We start from the raw sequence: 17620 nt of genomic DNA, 5'->3' as shown, positions 1-17620 counted from the left end.
CGAGCACGGCGAGGCCGTCGAAGCCGACCTGCTCCGGTTCTACCGGGTGGACCTGCTCGACTACTACCGCGGCAAGCTGACGCCGAGGCGGCTGCGGGTGCTGATCCGGCACCTGCCCCGCGAGTCGGCGCTGGTGCGCGCCCTGCACGGCGAGGCGGCCGAGTGGGGCCTGACCGAGCACCTGCTCGCGGGCGCGGTCGACGAGCTCGCGGTGGGCAACTGGCTGTTCGTCGCGGCCAACTCCGCCGAGGGCGCCGACCAGCCCGACCGGCCGCGGCCGGTCCCGCGCCCGGGTGTGGCGCCCGAACCCGACCCGGCGGCGAGCACCGACGAGATCGCCGCGTTCTTCGGCACTCCAGGGAGGTGAGCCCGTGACGCAGCCGACGTCGGCCATCACCAACGCGGCGCAGGCCCAGGTGACGGCGCTGATCGACGGCATCCGCGAGTCGATCACGAGCGCCGTCTCCGACGCGGCGACGAAGCTGACCGAAGGGTTCACCGAGCACGTCAACAAGGAACTCGGCGAGATGACCGCCAAGTTCAAGGAGACGCATCCGGCGGTGACCGCGGCGGTCACCGACGTGGTGGGCTTCGCGGACGCGATCAACACCGCGTCGACCGCCGTGCAGAACACCGTCGGGCAGGTCAAGGACGCCGCGGCCGCGATGAAGGAACTGCCGGGCGCCATCAAGGACCTGCGCACCGGGCTGCGCGAAAGCGCGGCCGAAGTGCAGAAGCTCGGCAACGACCTCAAGAACATGGTCAAGAGCGCCCCGGGCGCGATCCGCGACCTCGGGACGTCGCTGCGGGGCTCGCTCAGCCAGGGGCTCGCCGCCGCCCGCCAAGCCGCGACGAGCGCGGGGGAGGCGATCGGCCGGTTCGCGGCCCAAGCCCGGAGCACGGCACTGGCCGCCGCGGGCGCCGTGCGGAACCTGGCGCAGCTCGCCGTCGCCTACGCGAAAACCGCGGTCCAGGCGGTGATCGCGACCGCGCGGACGGTGGCGATGGCCGTCGCGCAACGCGTCGTCGCCGTGGCGACCCGGCTCTGGTCGATCGCGCAGGCACTGCTCAACGTCGTCATGCGGCTGAACCCCATCGGCCTGATCATCACCGCGATCACGCTGCTCGTGGCGGCGGTCGTGCTGGCCTACAACCGGAGTACGACGTTCCGGAACATCGTCAACGCCGTCTTCACGGCCGTGAAGAACGTCGTGCTGGGGGCGGTGAACACGATCCGCGGCGTCGTCGCGGTGGTGTGGCCCTACATCGCGAAGGTCATCCAAGTCGCGGTCACCGTCATCCGCACCTACGTCACCACGTACTTCACCATCGTCAAGACCGTGGTGACGGCGGTGTTCAACGCGGTCAAGGCGGTGGTCACCGGCGCGATCCACACGGTCGTCGCGACGATCCGCGGGGTCAGCCAGGTGGTCGGCATCGTGCGGAACGCCTTCGACCAGGCCAAGTCCGCGGTGAGCAACGCCATCTCCGGGGTCGTTTCGTTCGTGCGCGGGCTGCCCGGCCGGGTCGTCGGCGCGCTCGGCAACATCGGGAAGACGCTCTACAGCGCCGGGAAGTCGTTGATCGAAGGGTTCATCGGCGGCATCCGCGACATGGCGGGCAACATCGTCTCGGCGATCAAGAACTTCATCGTCGACAAGATCCCCGGCCCGATCAAGAACGTCCTCAAGATCTTCTCGCCGTCGCAGGTGATGGCCGACATCGGCCGCAACATCGGGGCCGGGCTGACGGTCGGCATCGAGGCGAGCGGCGACCAGGTCTCCGGCGCGATGACCCGGCTGGTGCCGCTGCCGGGCTCGGCCACCATCCGGCCGGCGGTGGCGAACCTGACGAAGGCGGTCGCGGCGTCCGCCGTGGGCCCGGTGGCCCGCTCCACGCCGGCCGGTTCGGGCGCGGTGACGGTCAACGTGCACCCGCGGGCGGGCCAGTCCGAATACGAGATCGGCCGCGTCGCGGCCCGGGAGGTGGCATGGGCGGCGAAACGCTGAGTGCCGTGTCGCTCGCGCTGCCGGTGTACGAGCTGGACGGCTGGGCCGGCAACACCGTGGACGCCGACGGCGTCGAGTGGTGGGTCACCAAGGAGGACGGCTGGTCGGCCGGCCCCGGCGTGCGGCTCGAGCTGGCCGACCGGCCGCAGCGCGACGGCGCCTTCGACGCGCCGTCGTTCCGCTCGGCGCGGGTGATCACCCTGGAGGGCACCGCCGTCGCGCCCGACGAGGACAGCCGCGAGCGGGCGAAGGACCGGATCGCCGCCGTGCTCGCCGACGGCTCGGCGCCGGCGGAGTTCGTCGTGCGGGAGCGCACCGTGACGCGCCGCGCGCTGGTCCGGCTCTCGGCCGGCACGAAGGTCTCCGACACGACACCGGTGAGCTTCGACTGGTCCCTGCAGTTCACCGCGCCCGACCCGCTGCGCTACGGCGAAGAAGTCCACGAGCTGTCCTGCGGGCTGCCGAAACCGGGACAGGGCATCACCTTCCCGCTCGGTTTCCCGCTGGTGTTCGGGCAGGCCGACGGCGGCGCGCTGGCGCTGGTGAACGCCGGCACGGCGACGACGCGTCCGGTGTGGACGATCACCGGCCCGTGCACGCAGCCGGTGATCCGCAACGATTCGACCGGCGAACGGCTCGCGTTCTCGCTGAGCCTCGCCGAAGGTGACGTGCTGACCGTCGACACGGCCGCGCGCACGGTGTTCCTCGGCACGGCCTCGCGCCGTTCGGTGCTGCAGCCGCGGTCGAGCTGGTTCGGGCTCCCGCCGGGCAGCACGACGATCGGGTTCGAGGCTTTCGACGACGCCGAAGCGGGCACGCTGACCGCCCGCTGGCGGGACGCGTGGATCTGAAGAGCGAGAAGGGGGAGCTGCGATGGCGGAACGGCACGCGGGGTGGGTCGACGGCGTCGACTCGGCCGAAGCGCGGTTGATCACCGGGGCACTGGTGCAGGCGGACGCGACCGGCGACGCGCTCGACCCGCTGCGGGCGCGCCCCGGGATCCGGGACGCGCCGGGTACGCCCGGGTCGGTCGCGATCGCGTCGAACAAGCTGCGGGTCAACCCGTTCCAGGCCGTGCTCACCGACCGGGCCCGGCCGGGCGACGGTCCCTACATCGTCACGCTGGACGCGGTGAAGGAGCTGCCCTTCGGCGCGGCGCACGCGTCGCTGTCCCGGCTGGACCTGGTGGTCGCGGAGATCGTCGGCGGGGCGTTCGCGGTGAACGTCTACGCGGGGGAGAACGCGGCCAGCCCGGTGCGGCCGACGCCGAACGGGTCCCCGGTGCTCGTGCTGGCCGAGGTCCAGGTGCCCCCGGCGGGCACCGCGCCCACGGTCGTCGACCGCCGCCAGTTCACCTCCGCCCTCAGCGGGATCCTGCCGGTGCGCGGTGAAACCGATCTCCCGCCCGTCGCGACCACGCACAGCAGCCAGTTCGTCTACCGCCTCGACACCGGGGTGCTGCTGTGCAAGCGCGGCGGCGTGTGGGCGCCCTACCGCCCGCCGCGCGGCGACACCTGGCACGCGCCGACCCTGCAGAACAGCTGGGTCAACTACGGCAGCGGGTTCACCACGGCCGCCTACACGCTGATGGACGACGGCTGGGTGCGGCTGCGCGGCCTGGTCCGCAACGGCCTGCTCGACAAGGCGATCTTCACCCTGCCGGTCGGCTACCGGCCGGTCGCGCACTGGTTGCTCGGCGTCTCCACCAACCCGGACGCGCACGGCCGGGTGGACATCCTGCCGACCGGTGAGGTGATGGCGACCACGGGCAACGCCGGCTGGTTGTCCCTCGACGGCCTCACGTTCTCCACCTACTAGGCGCAGCGGATGGGCACGTCGTACACCTACCTGATCGCGGACCTGCGCACCGGCGCGGTCCTGGACGAGCTCCCGCTGTCCGGCGTGCAGTTCGACAAGAAGCTCAACGACACCGGCACGCTGCGCGGGCAGCTGCGGGTCGACGACCCGGAGATCCGGATCCGGGAGCCGCGGCTGCTCGCCGAGCCGGGCCGCACCGCGGTCTACGTCGACCGCGACGGCGACCTCGTGTGGGGCGGCATCGTCTGGACCAGCCGCTACAGCGCGGCCGGCGGGGTGCTGGAGCTGACCGCCGCCGACTTCGCGTCCTACTTCGACCACCGGCTGGTCCTCGACCCCGCGGACCTGACCAAGCCGGTCTCGTTCACCGCCACCGACCAGCTCGCGATCGTGCGGGGGCTGCTCGACCTCGCGCAGTCGGCGGACGGCGGCGACCTCGGGGTGGTGGTGACCGGCTCGGCGAGCTCCGGCGTCCTGCGCACGGTGAGCTACGCCTCGGCCGACCTGAAGTCGGTCGCGGAGGTCCTGCGGGACCTCGCCAACACCGACACCGGGTTCGACTTCGCCTTCGACGTCCGCTACGACGAGAGCGGCCAGCCGGAACGCCTGCTGCGGCTGGGGTACCCGCGCCTGGGCCTGCCCGGCGGGGAGCGCGCGTTCGTCTGGGAGTACGGCGCGAACCTGGTCGACTTCGTCTGGCCGAGCGACGCCGCGAGCATGGCGACCCGGGTGCTCGGGATGGGGAACGCCGGCGGCGGGGGCGTGCCGGTGGTGCGGTCGGATCCGGGCGCGACGGCGGGCGGCTGGCCGTTGCTGGAAGCCGCGGCCGCGCCGGTGGACACCACCGACGCCGCCATGCTCGCCGCGCACGTCGCCGGGGAGCTGGCCGCGCGGCGGCGGCCGGTCGTGCTGCCCGAGCTGACCGTGCGCGCCGACCTCGACCCGGTCGTCGGGTCGTACTCGGTCGGCGACGACGCGCGGATCGTTGTGGCCGACCCGTTCTTCGCCGGGGACCAGCTCGACGTCACCGTCCGGCTGCTCGGGCTGTCGGTCACGCCCGGCGACGACGCCGGGCAGGAAGAAGTCGTGTTGACCGTCGAACCGTTCCTGGAGCCGTCGTGAGCCGCGTCAACCAGCCGGACACCCTCGTCACGCTGCTGCGGGAGATCCAGCGGCGGCTGCGCGTGCTCGAAGGCACCCGCCACGCCGCCGCGGCGTTCACGGCGGCGTCGGCCGCCGCGCCCAGCTCCGCGGTGGCCTTCCAGCCGGCGCGCCCGCAGGACTGGCCCGGCACGGCCTCGGCGAGCTGGACCCCGCTCGTCCGGCTGCTCACCCGGCCCGGCGCGTTCGTGGTCGTGCTCGAGGCCGTGGGCGACAGCGAAGGCGAGGTGCGGGTGGTCGTGGACGGCGAAGTGGCCGAAACCTTCGCGGTCACCGGCGACGTCGGCCGCCACGAAGTCGCCGTCGCCCCGAGTGCCGAGCTGGTGGTCGAGGCCCGGCGGACCGGCGACACCGGAACGGTGCGGGTGACGGCGTTCGCGCTCGCCGGCTGAGCGCTGTCCGGAACGAGACAGGTATTCACCGCCCTCTTGACCGGTTCGTCGGGCGTTGCCGAAGGTGTGCTCGGGGATGACATCGTTGGCAGGAGGAAGCTCAGTGAAGAGCAAGGTCCTGGCGGGCGCATTGGCGCTCGCCGTGGTGGCGACGGGGGTGAGTCCCGTCGTCGCTTCGGCGGCCGGGGGCGACGCCCTCGGCGCCGTCAACACGTTCATCGGCACGCAGGACGAAGGGAACACCTTCCCGGGTGCCTCGGCGCCGTTCGGGATGACGCAGGTCAGCCCGATCACCTCGCACTACGCCGGGTACCGCTACACCGACACGGCCATCCGCGGGTTCGGGCACTTCTTCCTGTCCGGCGCGGGCTGCTGGGAGCAGGGCGGCCTGGTCTCGACGCTGCCGACGACCGGGGAAGTGGGCCCCGGCAAGGCGTTCGACACGACGAAGGCGTCCACTTTCGACCAGAAGCTGTACGCGTCGCCGTTCACGCACGACGGCGAGGTCGGCAAGCCCGGCTACTACAAGGTCCGCCTGACCGGCTACGGCGGCGTCGACGTCGAGACGACCGCGGCGACCCGCGCGGGCGTCGAGCGGTACACGTTCGCGAAACCGGGCGACGCCAACGTCTTCGTCAACGTCGGGCAGGCGAACGACAAGGAACCGGTTACCGGCAGCAGCATCCGCGTCGTCGACGACCGGACCGTCGAAGGAACCGTGGAGTCCCAGGCGTTCTGCGGCGGCAAGGCCTACACGACGTACTTCACGACGAAGTTCGACAAGCCGTTCAAGTCCTCGGGCACCTGGTCGCCGACCGGCGGCACCCCGGGCAGCCGCGAGTCGAGCGGTGGCGCGGGACTCCGTGGCGCGTGGCTGACGTTCGCGGGCGGCGGCCAGGTCACCGCGACCACCGCGATCTCCCAGGTGGACGCGCAGGGCGCGCGGGTCAACCTGGCGTCGGAGAAGATCCGGTCGTTCGACGCGGCCAAGGACGCGGTCGAGCGCACCTGGCGGCACGAGTTGTCCACTGTGGACATCAAGGGTGGCACGACGGACGACCGCACGGTGTTCTACACCTCGCTCTACCACGCGTTGCTGCAGCCGCTGACCGCGAACGACGCCGACGGCCGCTACTACGGCTTCGACAAGAAGATCCACCGCGCGACCGGCTGGACGTACTACGACTTCTTCTCGCTGTGGGACACCTACCGGTCCCAGAACCAGCTCCTGGCGCTGCTGCGGCCGAGTCGCGCGAAGGACATCGCCAAGAGCATCCTCGCCATCCACGACCAGGGCGGCTGGCTGCCGCGGTGGGCGTACGCGAGCCAGGAGACGAACACGATGACCGGCGACCCGGTCACGCCGTTCCTGGTCGACCTCTGGCGGTTCGGCGCGCTGTCGGGCGAGGAAGCGCACGCTTACCAGGCGCTCCTGCAGAACTCGACGCAGATCCCGCCCGCGGCGTCGCCGTTCCAGGGCCGCTCGGGCAACGCGAGCTACCAGCAGGACGGCTTCGTCCAGTACGACCCGGACTTCCCCAAGAAGGGGCAGGACACCGACCCCAACCACGGCGCGTCGGCCACCCTGGAGTACGCGCTCGGTGACTGTTCGCTGTCGGTCATGGCCGCCGCGCTCGGCAAGAAGGACGACGCCGCCGCGCTGAAGGAGAAGGGCCGGACCTACCGGACGCTGTGGGACGAAACGCAGACCGACCGCGGCTTCACCGGCTTCTTCCGGCCGAAGGTCCTCGGCGGCGCCTGGTTCAGCCCCGCCGACAAGCCGTACAGCCCGCAGAGCCAGGACGGCTTCCACGAGGGCACCGCCTGGCAGTACCAGTGGCTGGTCCAGCAGGACGTCCCCGGCCTGGTCCAGCGGATGGGCGGCCCGGCGGCCACCGGGAAGCGCCTCGACGACTTCTTCGCCTACGACGAGCTGGTGAAGAACCCGGCGACGGCGGTCCGGGAAAACTGGGTGGTCGGCCCGTACGACTACTACGACCAGTTCCGCTACAACCCGAACAACGAGCCCGACTTGCACTCGCCGTGGATGTACGCGCTGACCGGGCAGCCGGCGAAGACGTCGACGGTCGTGCGGGCGGCGCACACGCTGTTCACCAACGCGCCCAACGGCGTCACCGGGAACGACGACCTCGGCACCATGTCGGCCTGGTACGTCTTCAGCGCGCTCGGCCTCTATCCCGCCGTCCCAGGGACTGGGAACTTCGTGCTGAACGCGCCGCGGTTCGAGAAGTCCGTGCTGCACCTGGAGAACGGGCGCGACATCACGATCAAGGCGTCCGGCGCGGACGGCTCGAAGCTGCAGTACGTCTCGGGCCTGAAGGTCGGCTCGAAGCCCAGTGACAAGGTTTACGTCGGCGTCGACCAGCTCAAGCGCGGGGCGACGCTGGACTTCTCCTTGACTGCGGATGTCGCGAAGGCGACATGGGGCACTTCGCCCTCCGCAGCACCGATTTCCCCGTGTTCCGACTAGATAGCGGCGCTCACGGACGTGGTCCTGACCACAGTGGACCACGTTCGTGAGCATCGTCACGGGACCCGGTGTTCCGGTGAGGGCCGTCACGCCTCACACTGGTATCAGCACGTCCGACGACGCCGTTGACGTACAAGGCAAGTCCGCCTTGGACGGTGTGTCGGGCGTTTTGCATGTCATGGACCAACGTGGTGAGACCCCACAGGAGGAAGCAGTGTCCAGCAAGGCCGCTCTAGTGTTCCGCGTGGCCGCAGTAGCCGAAGCCCTTTCCTGGGCGGCGCTGCTTGTCGGGATGTTCCTCAAGTACGTCGTCCACTCTTCCGGCGAGGGCGGCGTGCCCGTCATCGGCATGGTGCACGGCGTGATCTTCGTCCTCTACGTGGTCGTCTCCCTGTCCGTGGCGAAGCCGCTCGGCTGGCGCCCGAAGACGCTGGTCCTGGCCCTGCTCGCGAGCATCCCGCCGCTGTTCACGTGGCTGTTCGAGAAGTGGGCGCTGCGCAACGGCAAGCTCGACGGCCCGCAGCGGCTGTCCCACGGCGGTGTCGGCCTGTTCCAGGCGCAGGAACCCGTCGCCGTCTGATCCCACGACGTGAGAAAGGCCCGCGCCCTCCGGAGCGGGCCTTTCTTGTCATTCGGTGAAGTCGCCCGCCGCCCGGCGCACCTTCGTCAGCAGGTCGGTCAGCTGCTCGGTCTGCCGCTCGGTGAGCCCGGACAGTCCGAAGTCGATGGTCGTCACGGCCTCGGTCGCGCTCTCGCGGCGCTTGCGGCCCTCGTCGGTGATCTCGACCAGCGTCGTGCGCCGGTCCGTCGGGTGCGGGACGCGCTTGACGAGCCCGTCGCGCTCCAGCCGGTCGACTATGTTGGTGACACTGGTGGGGTGCAGCTGGAGCCGCTCGCCCATCACCCGCATCGGCAGGCTGGCGCTGCGGGCGAAGGTGAGCAGCACCAGTGCTTCGTACCGGGCGAAGGTCAGGCCGTGCGGCTTGAGCGCGCCGTCCACCGCGGACTGGATGATCTGCTGGACCCGCATCACCCCGGTCACCGCGGCCATGGTCCCGGAGGGCCCGATCCGGTCCTCCCAGAGCGCGGCCGCGCGGGCGATCGGGTCGAACGGCAGCGGACGGTTCATGACACGCGAAGTTACCAGCGGGTACCGGCGCGTGTCCCACGACCGGCGGAAAGAGCACCGAAGAAGGGACTTCCGACCATGATCGTCGCGTTCAGCGTGAGCCCGTCCGGCGGGGACCCCGACGGCGGAGTCAGCGAAGCCGTCGCCAAGGCCGTGAAGGTGGTCCGCGAGTCCGGGCTGCCCAACTCGACCAACGCGATGTTCACCAACATCGAGGGCGAGTGGGACGAGGTGATGGCCGTCGTGAAGCGCGCGGTCGAAGCCGCGGGCGAGGGCTCGGCCCGCGTCGGGCTCGTCCTGAAGGCGGACATCCGGCCGGGCTTCGAAGGCCAGCTGGAGGCCAAGGTCGAACGCGTGGAAGCGCACCTGCGCGAGTCGTGACTACGGCAGCGGCGGGGTGAAGGCGACCGTCCACCGGCCGTCTTCGCTCGTCACCGTCAGCGGGTAGCTGAACGGCCGCCCGTCTCCCAGCGTGCCCGTCACCGTGGCGCGCGAGGGCGCGGCGGCGTCCGGTCCGAGCGCCACCCGGACGTCGTGGACGCCGTGGTCGGTCAGCACCGCGACGTAGTCCTTCGCGAAGTCGCCGCCGCCGGAGCCGGGGTAGTCGAGGAGGCCGGCGAAGGCGTCGGCGTCGTGCGCGGAAAGCGCGGTGGCCAGGCGATCGCGCAGCTCGCCGGGCGACGCCGCGCCCGGATCCGGCTGGTGCCCGATGAGCAGCGACACCGCGCCGATCCACGTGACGGCGGCGGCGACCGACAGCCCCACCTTCACGTCACGCCGGATGTGCACCCGGCCGAGCCTGCCCCAGCGGCGCCGTCCTGCCAAGCGGACCGGCCGGGGGACCCGGTGAAACCGTCCGGCGCGCGTGCCAGGATGGAACCGTGACACAGCCACGCGGATCTGCAGCGAAGTCAGCGGCCTTGTCCGCCGCCCTGTCCGGCGCGGTCGACCTGTCCGCGCTCAAGGCGCGCGCCGATGCGGCGCAGCGGCAGCCGGCCCCGCAGGCCGGCCCGTCCGGCGGCGACGGGCCGCCGCCGCCCGTCTCGACCGACGCCGTGATCGATGTCACCGAGGCCACCTTCCAGGCCGAGGTCGTGGAGCGGTCGCTGCGCCAGCTGGTGATCGTCGACCTGTGGGCCGAGTGGTGCGGCCCGTGCAAGCAGCTGTCCCCGGTGCTGGAGCGGCTGGCCGCCGAGTCCGGCGGCGCGTGGGTGGTGGCGAAGGTCGACGTCGACGCCAACCCGCGGATCGCGCAGCTGTTCGGCGCGCAGTCCATCCCGACGATCGTCGCCATCGCCGGCGGCCAGCCGGTCGACGCGTTCTCCGGCGCGCTGCCCGAGCCGGAGATCCGCAAGTGGATCAACGCGCTGCTGGACGCCCTGCGCGACAAGTTGCCGTCGATCGCCGAGGCGGAGGCCAACGGCGGCGGCCCGATCGAGGAGCCCGAGGACCCCCGCTTCACCGAGGCGGAGGAAGCCTTCGAGCGCGGCGACTTCGCCGCGGCCCAGGCGGCCTACGAGCGCATCCTCGACGTCGAACCGGCCAACGAGCTGGCCAAGAACGCACTGGCCCAGGTCAAGTTCACCGCCCGCGCGGAGAACGCCGACCCGGAGGCACTCGCGAAGGCCGACGCCGACCCGTCCGACCTGGCGGCCCAGCTCGACGCGGCCGACCTGGAGATCGCGGCGAACGACGTCGAGGCGGGCTTCAAGCGCCTCATCGACGCGGTCCGCCGCACGGCGGGGGAGGACCGCAACAAGGTCCGCGAGCACCTGGTGGCCCTGTTCGACCTCTTCGACCCGGCCGACGACCGCGTCATGAAGGCCCGCCGCGACCTGGCTTCCGCCCTCTTCTAACCCCCCCGAACGCCGTGAAGGCCTCCTTACCGGGCAAAAAAGCCGGTAAGGAGGCCTTCACGGCGTTTCAGCTCAGCCGTACTGCTTCGAGCAGACCGACGAGCCCTCGAGGTAACCCTTCCGCAGCGACTCGACCCGATCGAAACCGCTGTCCGGGCGCTTCCCGTTGACGTCGGCCGACACCAGGCTCTCCGGCAGCAGCAGGTCCGCGATGGCCTCGTCGAGGTCGCCCGCGGACAGCCGCAGGTCGCCCGGCCGGTTCGTGAACGCCGCCCACGCGCCCACCAGGCACGCCGTGCGCAGGCCCGCGTTCGCGTTGTCGATCGACGCGCCGACGCCCTTCTGGATGCCCAGCGCGTACCGCGAAGCGACCTCCGAGAACGCCGCGAAGTCGCCCATGCCGCCCGGGTCCTCGCCCTTCATCTCGGCCTCGCGGTCGATCGGCTGGGCCAGCGCCGACAGCTTCGCCAGGTCGATGCTCACCGTGTTGTCGCCGGGGCAGTACGACGCCGGCGGCGTGGTCTGGCAGCTGCCGCCGTCGGTGATCTCCGGGGCGGCGACGCCGGCGCCCTTGAAGGCCTCGTCGAGGCTCTTCTTCAGCAGCTCGACGGCCTGTTCGTTGAACTTCGCGTCGCCCTTGCCCTTGTCACCCTTGTCGAACGGGCGCTCGGTCAGCCGGGCCTTGACGTTCTCGTTGTTCATCGCCGCGCACTCCTTCGGGCCCTTCTCGAACCCGGCCTGGAACGCGTACGTGCGGTCGAACGCCGTGCCGTGCGCGCCCTTGTCGGCGGCGCTGGTGCCCGCCTGGTCGCGGATCAGGAACATCGACGCCATCACCTGGTTCAGGCCCTCGGACGTCGACACCCGGTAGAACTTGCTCTTGTCCTCGGCAACCCAGCGGAAGTAGCCGCCGGCGAAGCAGTCGGCCTGCTGCTCCTTGACCACGGTCGGGGTGCTCTTGGTGATCCCCGCCTTGTCGCCGAGCCGGTACTGGACGGCGTGGCCGAACTCGTGCGCGAGCACGACGACCACCGACATCGGCCCGAACCGCTGGCGCAGCATCGGCAGCAGCACGCCGCGGTCCCACGCCACCGAGTCGTCGACCGGGCAGTAGAACGCGTTCACGAGCTTCTTCACGCTGCCGCAGCCGGTCTCTTCGGTGTCGGTCTGCGCGTCATAGGACAGCAGCGACTTCACCGGCTCGAACTGCTGCCCGAAGTCGGCCTGCAGGTGCTCGGCCCAGTACGTCTGGACGTCGGCGATCGCGGCGGTGGCGAGCTTGTCGTCCTCGCCGCCGTCGGCGTTGCGGACGTCGAGGTCCGGCGAAGGCGCGTCCGGCTTGAGGCCGCTTTCGAAGTGCGTCACCGGCAGGCCCGACACCGACCCGGCGCCGTTGTCCTTGGCCGGGTCCCCGCTCGCACCGCCCTTGTCGTTGCACCCGCTCACGGCCACGGCCGCGACGGCGAGCAACGCGACCAGCGCGCGCCGTCCTCCCCCTGGGATCATCTTCTTCACTCGCTCTCGTGCCCACCCGTACCCGACGGGCAGGACCATACCCAGGGCTTACGCGGAGCGTGCACGTTATCCCCGAACTACTCCCTGCGCACGACGGGCCGCGGCCCGATATCGTCGCTTCCCATGCGTGCAGTCCGCCGGTTCACCGTCCGCGCCAGCCTCCCGGAGTCCCTGTCCGGCCTGGGCGCGCTGGCCACCAACCTGCGCTGGACGTGGCACCCGCCGACGCGCGACCTGTTCGCGTCGATGGACGCCGAGCTGTTCAACGCCGTGCGCGACCCGCTGCGGATGCTCACCGCGCTCCCGCCCGCCCGCCTCGACGAGCTCGCCGTCGACGACGACTTCCTCGAACGCGCGAGAGCCGCGGCCGAGGACCTCGACAAGTACCTCTCGGAACCGCGCTGGTACCAGCAGCGTGACGACGCCGAGCTGCCGCCCGCGGTCGCCTACTTCTCGATGGAGTTCGGCGTCACCGAGGCCCTCCCGAACTACTCCGGCGGCCTCGGGGTGCTGGCCGGCGACCACCTCAAGGCCGCGTCCGACCTGGGCGTGCCGATGGTCGGCGTCGGGCTGCTCTACCGCAACGGCTACTTCCGGCAGTCGCTGTCGCTGGACGGCTGGCAGGTCGAGCACTACCCGGTGATCGACCCGAACGCGTTCCCCCTCGAGCTGCTGACCGCGGGCGGGCGGCCGGTGTTGATCGGCGTCGCGATGCCGGGCGGGCGCGAGCTGTGCGCGCAGATCTGGCAGGCCCGCGTCGGGCGCGTGCCGCTGCTGCTGCTCGACACCGACGTCGAGGCCAACGACGAAGACCTGCGCGGTGTCACAGACCGCCTCTACGGCGGCGACGCCGACCACCGGCTGCGGCAGGAGATCCTGGCGGGCATCGGCGGGTTCCGCGCGGTCCGGAAGTACTGCGAGCTGACCGGCCACCCGCAGCCGATGGTGTTCCACACGAACGAAGGCCACGCGGGTTTCCTCGGGCTGGAGCGGGCCCGCGAGATCGTCCAGGCCGACGGCCTCGCGTTCGACGAGGCCATGCCCGCGGTCCGCGCCGGGACGCTGTTCACCACGCACACGCCGGTCAGCGCGGGCATCGACCGGTTCCCGGTGGACCTGGTCCAGCGCTACTTCGCCGACGGGAGGCTCGTTCCGGACATCGACCCGCGCCGCGTGCTCGCGCTCGGCGCCGAGGACAACCCCGGCCTGTTCAACATGGCGCACATGGGCCTGCGGCTGGCGCAGCGCGCGAACGGCGTCTCGCAGCTGCACGGGCGCGTCACGCGCCGGATGTTCTCGCGGCTGTGGCCCGGGTTCGACCACGACGAGGTGCCGATCTCGTCGGTGACCAACGGCGTCCACGGCCCGACGTGGGTGGCGCGCGAGCTGAGCACGCTGCTCGGCCGCGAATGGGGCCTCGACGTCGGCGAGGGGCCGCTGCGCGACGGCGTCTCGGACGCCCAGCTGTGGGCGCTGCGGCGGGAGCTGCGCGAGAAGCTGGTGCACGAGGTGCGCCGCCGGGTGCGCGCGGCGTGGCTGCAGCGCGGCGCGTCCCCGCTGGAGCTGGGCTGGGTGGACTCGGTCTTCGACCCGGACGTGCTCACGGTCGGGTTCGCCCGCCGCGTCCCGACGTACAAGCGCCTGACGCTGATGCTGCGCGACCCCGACCGCCTGCGCACCCTGCTGCTCAACGAGGACCGCCCGCTCCAGGTCGTCGTGGCCGGCAAGTCGCACCCGGCCGACGAGAACGGCAAGCAGCTGATCCAGCAGATCGTCCGCTTCGTCGACGGCGCGGACGTGCGGCACCGGATCGTCTTCCTCCCGGACTACGACATGTCGATGGCGCGGTACCTCTATCGCGGCTGCGACGTCTGGCTGAACAACCCGGTGCGCCCGCTGGAGGCGTGCGGGACGTCGGGCATGAAGTCGGCGCTCAACGGCGGCCTGAACCTCTCCATCCGCGACGGCTGGTGGGACGAGTGCTACGACGGCAGCAACGGCTGGGCGATCCCGACCGCGGACGGCGTCACCGACCCGCTGCGCCGCGACGACCTCGAGGCGGCGGCGCTGTACGAGCTGCTCGGCCAGCAGATCGCCCCGCTGTTCTACGACCGCTCCGGCGAAGGGGGCGTGCCGACCGGCTGGCTGTCGATGGTGTGGCACACGCTGGAGACGCTCGGCCCGCGCGTCCAGGCGTCCCGCATGGTCCGCGAGTACGTCGACAACGGCTACCTCCCGGCATCCCGCATGGTCGCGGCGGCCACCGGCGACGGCTACCGCGGCGCGCTGTCCCTGGCGGACTACCGCACGAAGCTCGAGGTCTCCTGGCCCCGGCTGCGCATCTTCGACTCGGAGCTGCTGGTGGAGCAGACCGAGCCACTGGTGGTCGGCACCGAGGTGACCATCCGCGCCCGCATCGACCTGGCCGGCCTCGATCCGTCCGAAGTGGACATCCAGGCGGTGGTCGGCCAGGTCGCCGACGACGACGAGCTCCGCGACGCGGTCACGGTCCCGATGACGGCCGACGGCATCGGCGCCTTCGCGGCGAGGCTGAAGCTGCCACGGCCGGGGTCGATCGGGTACACCGTGCGGGTGCTGCCGAAGCACGGGCTGCTGGCGACGCCGGCGGAGCTGGCCCGAGTCGTCCTGGCCTGACCCGCGCGGGTCAGGTCCGGTCGCGCTGGTGCAGCACGGTCGCCGCGATGCCGACGACCAGCGCCACCGGCAGGGTGATCGCCAGCAGACCGCCGCTCACCGCGGTCAGCGCGGCGGCGACGGCCAGCGGCAACACCCAAGCTCCCACCATCCAGCTGTGGTCGTGCGGCCGGTACTGCTTCGGAACTCCGTGTGGCTCGGTCATGGGGTCCACCTCGATTCCTCGTGGGCCCGACGATCGCGCCCGCCGGGCCGGCCCGCTATGGCCCAACGTCGTGACCACGAGGGCCGGAAGGCACCCCAGAACGTTTCGAAGGGCCCCTGACCTGGAGTTGCTCCAGCCGGGAAATCGCTGCGCACACCGCCCCGCGCGGCGTTAGGTTGGCTGCATGCGCTTCGGAATCTTCGTCCCGCAGGGGTGGCGGCTCGACCTCGCCGGCATCGACCCCGCGGACCACTGGAAGACCATGCTCGGCCTCGCGAAGCACGCGGAAGCCGGGCCCTTCGAATCGATCTGGGTCTACGACCACTTCCACACCGTGCCCGTCCCGACCGAGGAGGCCACGCACGAGGCCTGGTCGCTGATCTCGGCCTTCGCCGCCGCGACGGAGACCGTGCGGCTCGGGCAGATGTGCACCTGCATGGGCTACCGCAACCCCGCCTACCTGGCGAAGGTCGCCGCCACCGCCGACACCATCGCCGGCGGGCGCGTCGAAATGGGGATCGGGGCCGGCTGGTACGAGCACGAGTGGCGGGCCTACGGCTACGGTTTCCCGGGCGCCGGTGACCGGCTCGGGCAGCTCGACGAAGGCGTGCAGATCATGCGCGACCTCTGGACCACCGGAACGTCCACACTGGACGGAAAGCACTACAAGACGGACGGCGCGATCCTGCGCCCGCTGCCGCCGCAGGAGGGCGGGCTCCCGCTCTGGATCGCCGGTGGTGGCGAGAAGAAGACGCTCAAGATCGCCGCGAAGTACGCGAAGTACACGAACTTCGCCGCCGACCCGGAGACGTTCACCCGCAAGTCGGAAATCCTCGCGCAGCACTGCAAGGACGTCGGCACCGACTACGACGCCATCGTGCGCTCGGCCAACCACAACGTCGTGCTCGGGGAGACCGAAAAGGACGTCCAGGACAAGCTGGCCTGGCTGAAGTCGCACCTCGAGAAGTACGCGCCGGCCGACGCGGCGGAGCGGTGGCACGGCGTCTTCGTGAACAGCCCGACGACCGGCACGCCCGAGCAGGTCACCGAGAAGCTCGCCGCGATGGGCGAGCTGGGCATGTCGTACGCGATCTTCAACTTCCCCGAAGCCGCGTACGACCGCTCCGGCATCGACCTGTTCGCCGAGAAGGTCGCGCCCGCGCTCGCCTAGGGCACCGCGGGGCTGCCGCCGGTCTGCACGGGCAGGCCGGCGGCAGCCCAGGCGCGGAAGCCGCCTTCGAGGTCGGTCGCGTGCGGCAGCCCCAGCCGCTGCAGGTCGGCGGCCGCGAGGCTCGACGAGTAGCCCTCGTTGCACAGCACGATCACCGTCGAGTCCGCCGTCACCGAAGGCAGCCGCCATTCGCTGTCCGGCGCTAGCCGCCACTCCAGGTGGATCCGCTCGACGATCACCGCGCCCGGGATCTCGCCCTCGGTCTGCCGGTTCTGATGCGGCCGGATATCGACCAGCAACGCGCCGGCCTCCTGCAGCTCGCGGGCGCGCGGGGGAGAAACCCGGTCCAGGCCGGAGCGGGCCGCGGCCAGGAACGTATCGACAGCGCTCATGGCCGGACGATAGCGGGCAGCGGCGGGATTTCCGGCGGAACGTCGGCGAGCGTGGCGTACTCGCGCGTCGCCACCAGCGGCGGCGAGTACGCGTGGACGCTCGCCGCGGGCCGGTCGCCGATGCCGGTGACCTGGTGGGCGCGGCCGGCGCCGAAGCCGAGGCCCTGGCCGGCGACGTGCGTGCGGCGCCGGATCGGCCCGCCGGGATAGCGGTACTCCTCGCCGATCTCGCCCTGCAGCACGGTGAACGAGCCGGACGCGCCGCCGTGGTCGTGCGGCTTCGTGTGCTGGCCGGGCAGCCACGACAGCAGCCACAGCTCGACGCCGTCGGTGAGGGCCAGCCGGGCCCACCACCGCCGGTCTTCGTCGAAGCGCAGGATGCTCCGCAGGTTCGCGGTCAGCTCGGTGGTGACGGTGGCGGTCAGCTCGGCCAGCTCACGCGGGGTCCAGAGCAGCCGCGACGGGTGCAGCAGCTCGGGCAGCAGCGGGTCGGTCAGCCGCGGGTGGATCTCGACGGGCGGGCGGACGATCGAAGTGGTCAACGCGAGTGCTCCTCGGGCGCGAAAGTGATTCGGGACACGGGGGCAGCGCGGCACGCGCACGCGTCACGCAGAGGACGCGGGGGATCAGCGAAGCCGCGCCCGCGTACACCCGGCCGAGGCCACGAGGAGCAGGTCGATCGTGCGACGGCGCCAGAACGAGCCCCGGGTGACCGGGGTGGCGGGCGCGTCGGCTGACATGTCTGCGATCGTGCCACAACCCGGCCCCGAGCTGCTCTCCCGCGGTGCGGCGTTCCACGACGTGGACACGCCCCGACCTGCCGGAT

At 71.5% G+C, this 17620-nt stretch carries 18 protein-coding genes; 12 read left to right on the top strand and 6 right to left on the bottom strand.

Annotated features, from left to right (window positions below; translation table 11 throughout):
• Positions 1 to 46: 46 nt before the first annotated feature.
• From H4696_RS25445 to H4696_RS25410, 8 genes are all read left to right on the top strand, one after another.
• On the top strand, positions 47 to 367 hold the full coding sequence (locus H4696_RS25445; RefSeq protein WP_249026804.1) for a hypothetical protein: 321 nt from the start codon (positions 47 to 49) through the stop codon (positions 365 to 367).
• A gap of 4 nt (positions 368 to 371) precedes the next feature.
• A complete protein-coding gene (locus tag H4696_RS25440) occupies positions 372 to 2009 on the top strand; it encodes a phage tail protein (RefSeq protein ID WP_086855845.1) in 1638 nt (545 codons plus the stop codon).
• Complete coding sequence (locus H4696_RS25435; protein WP_192782528.1) at positions 1991 to 2860, top strand: phage distal tail protein; 870 nt, start codon at positions 1991 to 1993, stop codon at positions 2858 to 2860. The genes H4696_RS25440 and H4696_RS25435 overlap by 19 nt, the downstream gene beginning before the upstream one ends.
• A gap of 22 nt (positions 2861 to 2882) precedes the next feature.
• Positions 2883 to 3827: a hypothetical protein gene (locus H4696_RS25430; protein ID WP_086857606.1), complete on the top strand. Its 945-nt coding sequence runs from the start codon at positions 2883 to 2885 to the stop codon at positions 3825 to 3827.
• Between the two features lie 9 nt (positions 3828 to 3836).
• Positions 3837 to 4949 carry a hypothetical protein gene (locus H4696_RS25425; RefSeq protein WP_086857605.1) on the top strand — a complete coding sequence of 371 codons (1113 nt, stop codon included), beginning with the start codon at positions 3837 to 3839 and terminating at the stop codon, positions 4947 to 4949.
• Positions 4946 to 5380 (top strand): hypothetical protein, encoded by a 435-nt coding sequence (locus tag H4696_RS25420; RefSeq protein WP_086857604.1) that lies wholly within the window; start codon positions 4946 to 4948, stop codon positions 5378 to 5380. The genes H4696_RS25425 and H4696_RS25420 overlap by 4 nt, the downstream gene beginning before the upstream one ends.
• 103 nt (positions 5381 to 5483) lie before the next feature.
• On the top strand, positions 5484 to 7871 hold the full coding sequence (locus H4696_RS25415) for a GH92 family glycosyl hydrolase (RefSeq protein WP_249026894.1): 2388 nt from the start codon (positions 5484 to 5486) through the stop codon (positions 7869 to 7871).
• Between the two features lie 214 nt (positions 7872 to 8085).
• On the top strand, positions 8086 to 8451 hold the full coding sequence (locus H4696_RS25410) for a DUF3817 domain-containing protein (RefSeq protein WP_086857602.1): 366 nt from the start codon (positions 8086 to 8088) through the stop codon (positions 8449 to 8451).
• A gap of 48 nt (positions 8452 to 8499) precedes the next feature.
• Here the strand turns inward: H4696_RS25410 and H4696_RS25405 are convergent, their stop codons facing one another.
• Positions 8500 to 9000, bottom strand: a complete 501-nt coding sequence (locus H4696_RS25405; protein WP_086857601.1) for a MarR family winged helix-turn-helix transcriptional regulator — start codon at positions 8998 to 9000, stop codon at positions 8500 to 8502.
• A gap of 78 nt (positions 9001 to 9078) precedes the next feature.
• Between H4696_RS25405 and H4696_RS25400 the strand changes: the two genes are divergently transcribed.
• The gene (locus tag H4696_RS25400) at positions 9079 to 9381 is read left to right on the top strand and encodes a thiamine-binding protein (RefSeq protein WP_086857600.1); all 303 of its coding nucleotides are present in this window, start codon (positions 9079 to 9081) and stop codon (positions 9379 to 9381) included.
• Here the strand turns inward: H4696_RS25400 and H4696_RS25395 are convergent, their stop codons facing one another.
• On the bottom strand, positions 9382 to 9789 hold the full coding sequence (locus H4696_RS25395) for a hypothetical protein (protein ID WP_086857599.1): 408 nt from the start codon (positions 9787 to 9789) through the stop codon (positions 9382 to 9384). It lies immediately after the preceding gene.
• Positions 9790 to 9881: 92 nt separating this feature from the next.
• Here H4696_RS25395 and H4696_RS25390 point away from each other — a divergent pair, with 92 nt between their 5' ends.
• Complete coding sequence (locus H4696_RS25390; RefSeq protein WP_086857598.1) at positions 9882 to 10856, top strand: tetratricopeptide repeat protein; 975 nt, start codon at positions 9882 to 9884, stop codon at positions 10854 to 10856.
• Positions 10857 to 10928: 72 nt separating this feature from the next.
• Here H4696_RS25390 and H4696_RS25385 read toward each other — a convergent pair whose 3' ends face one another.
• Positions 10929 to 12362, bottom strand: coding sequence for a neutral zinc metallopeptidase (locus tag H4696_RS25385; RefSeq protein ID WP_192783069.1), 1434 nt, complete (start codon positions 12360 to 12362; stop codon positions 10929 to 10931).
• Between the two features lie 132 nt (positions 12363 to 12494).
• On the opposite strand from H4696_RS25385, the gene glgP reads away from it, so the two are divergent.
• Positions 12495 to 15026, top strand: coding sequence for an alpha-glucan family phosphorylase (gene glgP, locus H4696_RS25380; protein ID WP_086857596.1), 2532 nt, complete (start codon positions 12495 to 12497; stop codon positions 15024 to 15026).
• Positions 15027 to 15036: 10 nt separating this feature from the next.
• Here glgP and H4696_RS25375 read toward each other — a convergent pair whose 3' ends face one another.
• Entirely contained in the window at positions 15037 to 15231 is a 195-nt protein-coding gene (locus H4696_RS25375; RefSeq protein WP_086857595.1) for a hypothetical protein, read from the bottom strand.
• 184 nt (positions 15232 to 15415) lie between these two features.
• Between H4696_RS25375 and H4696_RS25370 the strand changes: the two genes are divergently transcribed.
• Positions 15416 to 16402, top strand: coding sequence for an LLM class F420-dependent oxidoreductase (locus H4696_RS25370; protein WP_086857594.1), 987 nt, complete (start codon positions 15416 to 15418; stop codon positions 16400 to 16402).
• Here the strand turns inward: H4696_RS25370 and H4696_RS25365 are convergent.
• Together H4696_RS25365 and H4696_RS25360 are read right to left on the bottom strand one after the other, a co-directional pair.
• Positions 16399 to 16794, bottom strand: coding sequence for a rhodanese-like domain-containing protein (locus H4696_RS25365; protein WP_086857593.1), 396 nt, complete (start codon positions 16792 to 16794; stop codon positions 16399 to 16401). The two genes, H4696_RS25370 and H4696_RS25365, sit on opposite strands and share 4 nt — an antisense overlap.
• On the bottom strand, positions 16791 to 17336 hold the full coding sequence (locus H4696_RS25360; protein WP_086857592.1) for a cysteine dioxygenase: 546 nt from the start codon (positions 17334 to 17336) through the stop codon (positions 16791 to 16793). Before H4696_RS25360 ends, H4696_RS25365 begins: the two co-directional genes overlap by 4 nt.
• Positions 17337 to 17620 lie beyond the last annotated feature (284 nt).

Origin of the sequence: Amycolatopsis lexingtonensis, assembly GCF_014873755.1 — a bacterium.
In the GTDB taxonomy this organism is placed as follows: Bacteria; Actinomycetota; Actinomycetes; order Mycobacteriales; family Pseudonocardiaceae; genus Amycolatopsis; species Amycolatopsis lexingtonensis.
This window is presented reverse-complemented; position numbering and strand designations above follow the sequence as displayed.

What these genes read in the sequence shown, in the direction of transcription:
- H4696_RS25435 (WP_192782528.1), top strand. Translation starts at nt 1,991, where the DNA reads ATGGGCGGCGAAACGCTGAGTGCCGTGTCGCTCGCGCTGCCGGTGTAC.
- H4696_RS25430 (WP_086857606.1), top strand. Translation starts at nt 2,883, where the DNA reads ATGGCGGAACGGCACGCGGGGTGGGTCGACGGCGTCGACTCGGCCGAA.
- H4696_RS25425 (WP_086857605.1), top strand. Translation starts at nt 3,837, where the DNA reads ATGGGCACGTCGTACACCTACCTGATCGCGGACCTGCGCACCGGCGCG.
- H4696_RS25405 (WP_086857601.1), bottom strand. Translation starts at nt 9,000, where the DNA reads ATGAACCGTCCGCTGCCGTTCGACCCGATCGCCCGCGCGGCCGCGCTC.
- H4696_RS25400 (WP_086857600.1), top strand. Translation starts at nt 9,079, where the DNA reads ATGATCGTCGCGTTCAGCGTGAGCCCGTCCGGCGGGGACCCCGACGGC.
- H4696_RS25385 (WP_192783069.1), bottom strand. Translation starts at nt 12,362, where the DNA reads ATGATCCCAGGGGGAGGACGGCGCGCGCTGGTCGCGTTGCTCGCCGTC.
- glgP (WP_086857596.1), top strand. Translation starts at nt 12,495, where the DNA reads ATGCGTGCAGTCCGCCGGTTCACCGTCCGCGCCAGCCTCCCGGAGTCC.
- H4696_RS25375 (WP_086857595.1), bottom strand. Translation starts at nt 15,231, where the DNA reads ATGACCGAGCCACACGGAGTTCCGAAGCAGTACCGGCCGCACGACCAC.
- H4696_RS25370 (WP_086857594.1), top strand. Translation starts at nt 15,416, where the DNA reads ATGCGCTTCGGAATCTTCGTCCCGCAGGGGTGGCGGCTCGACCTCGCC.
- H4696_RS25365 (WP_086857593.1), bottom strand. Translation starts at nt 16,794, where the DNA reads ATGAGCGCTGTCGATACGTTCCTGGCCGCGGCCCGCTCCGGCCTGGAC.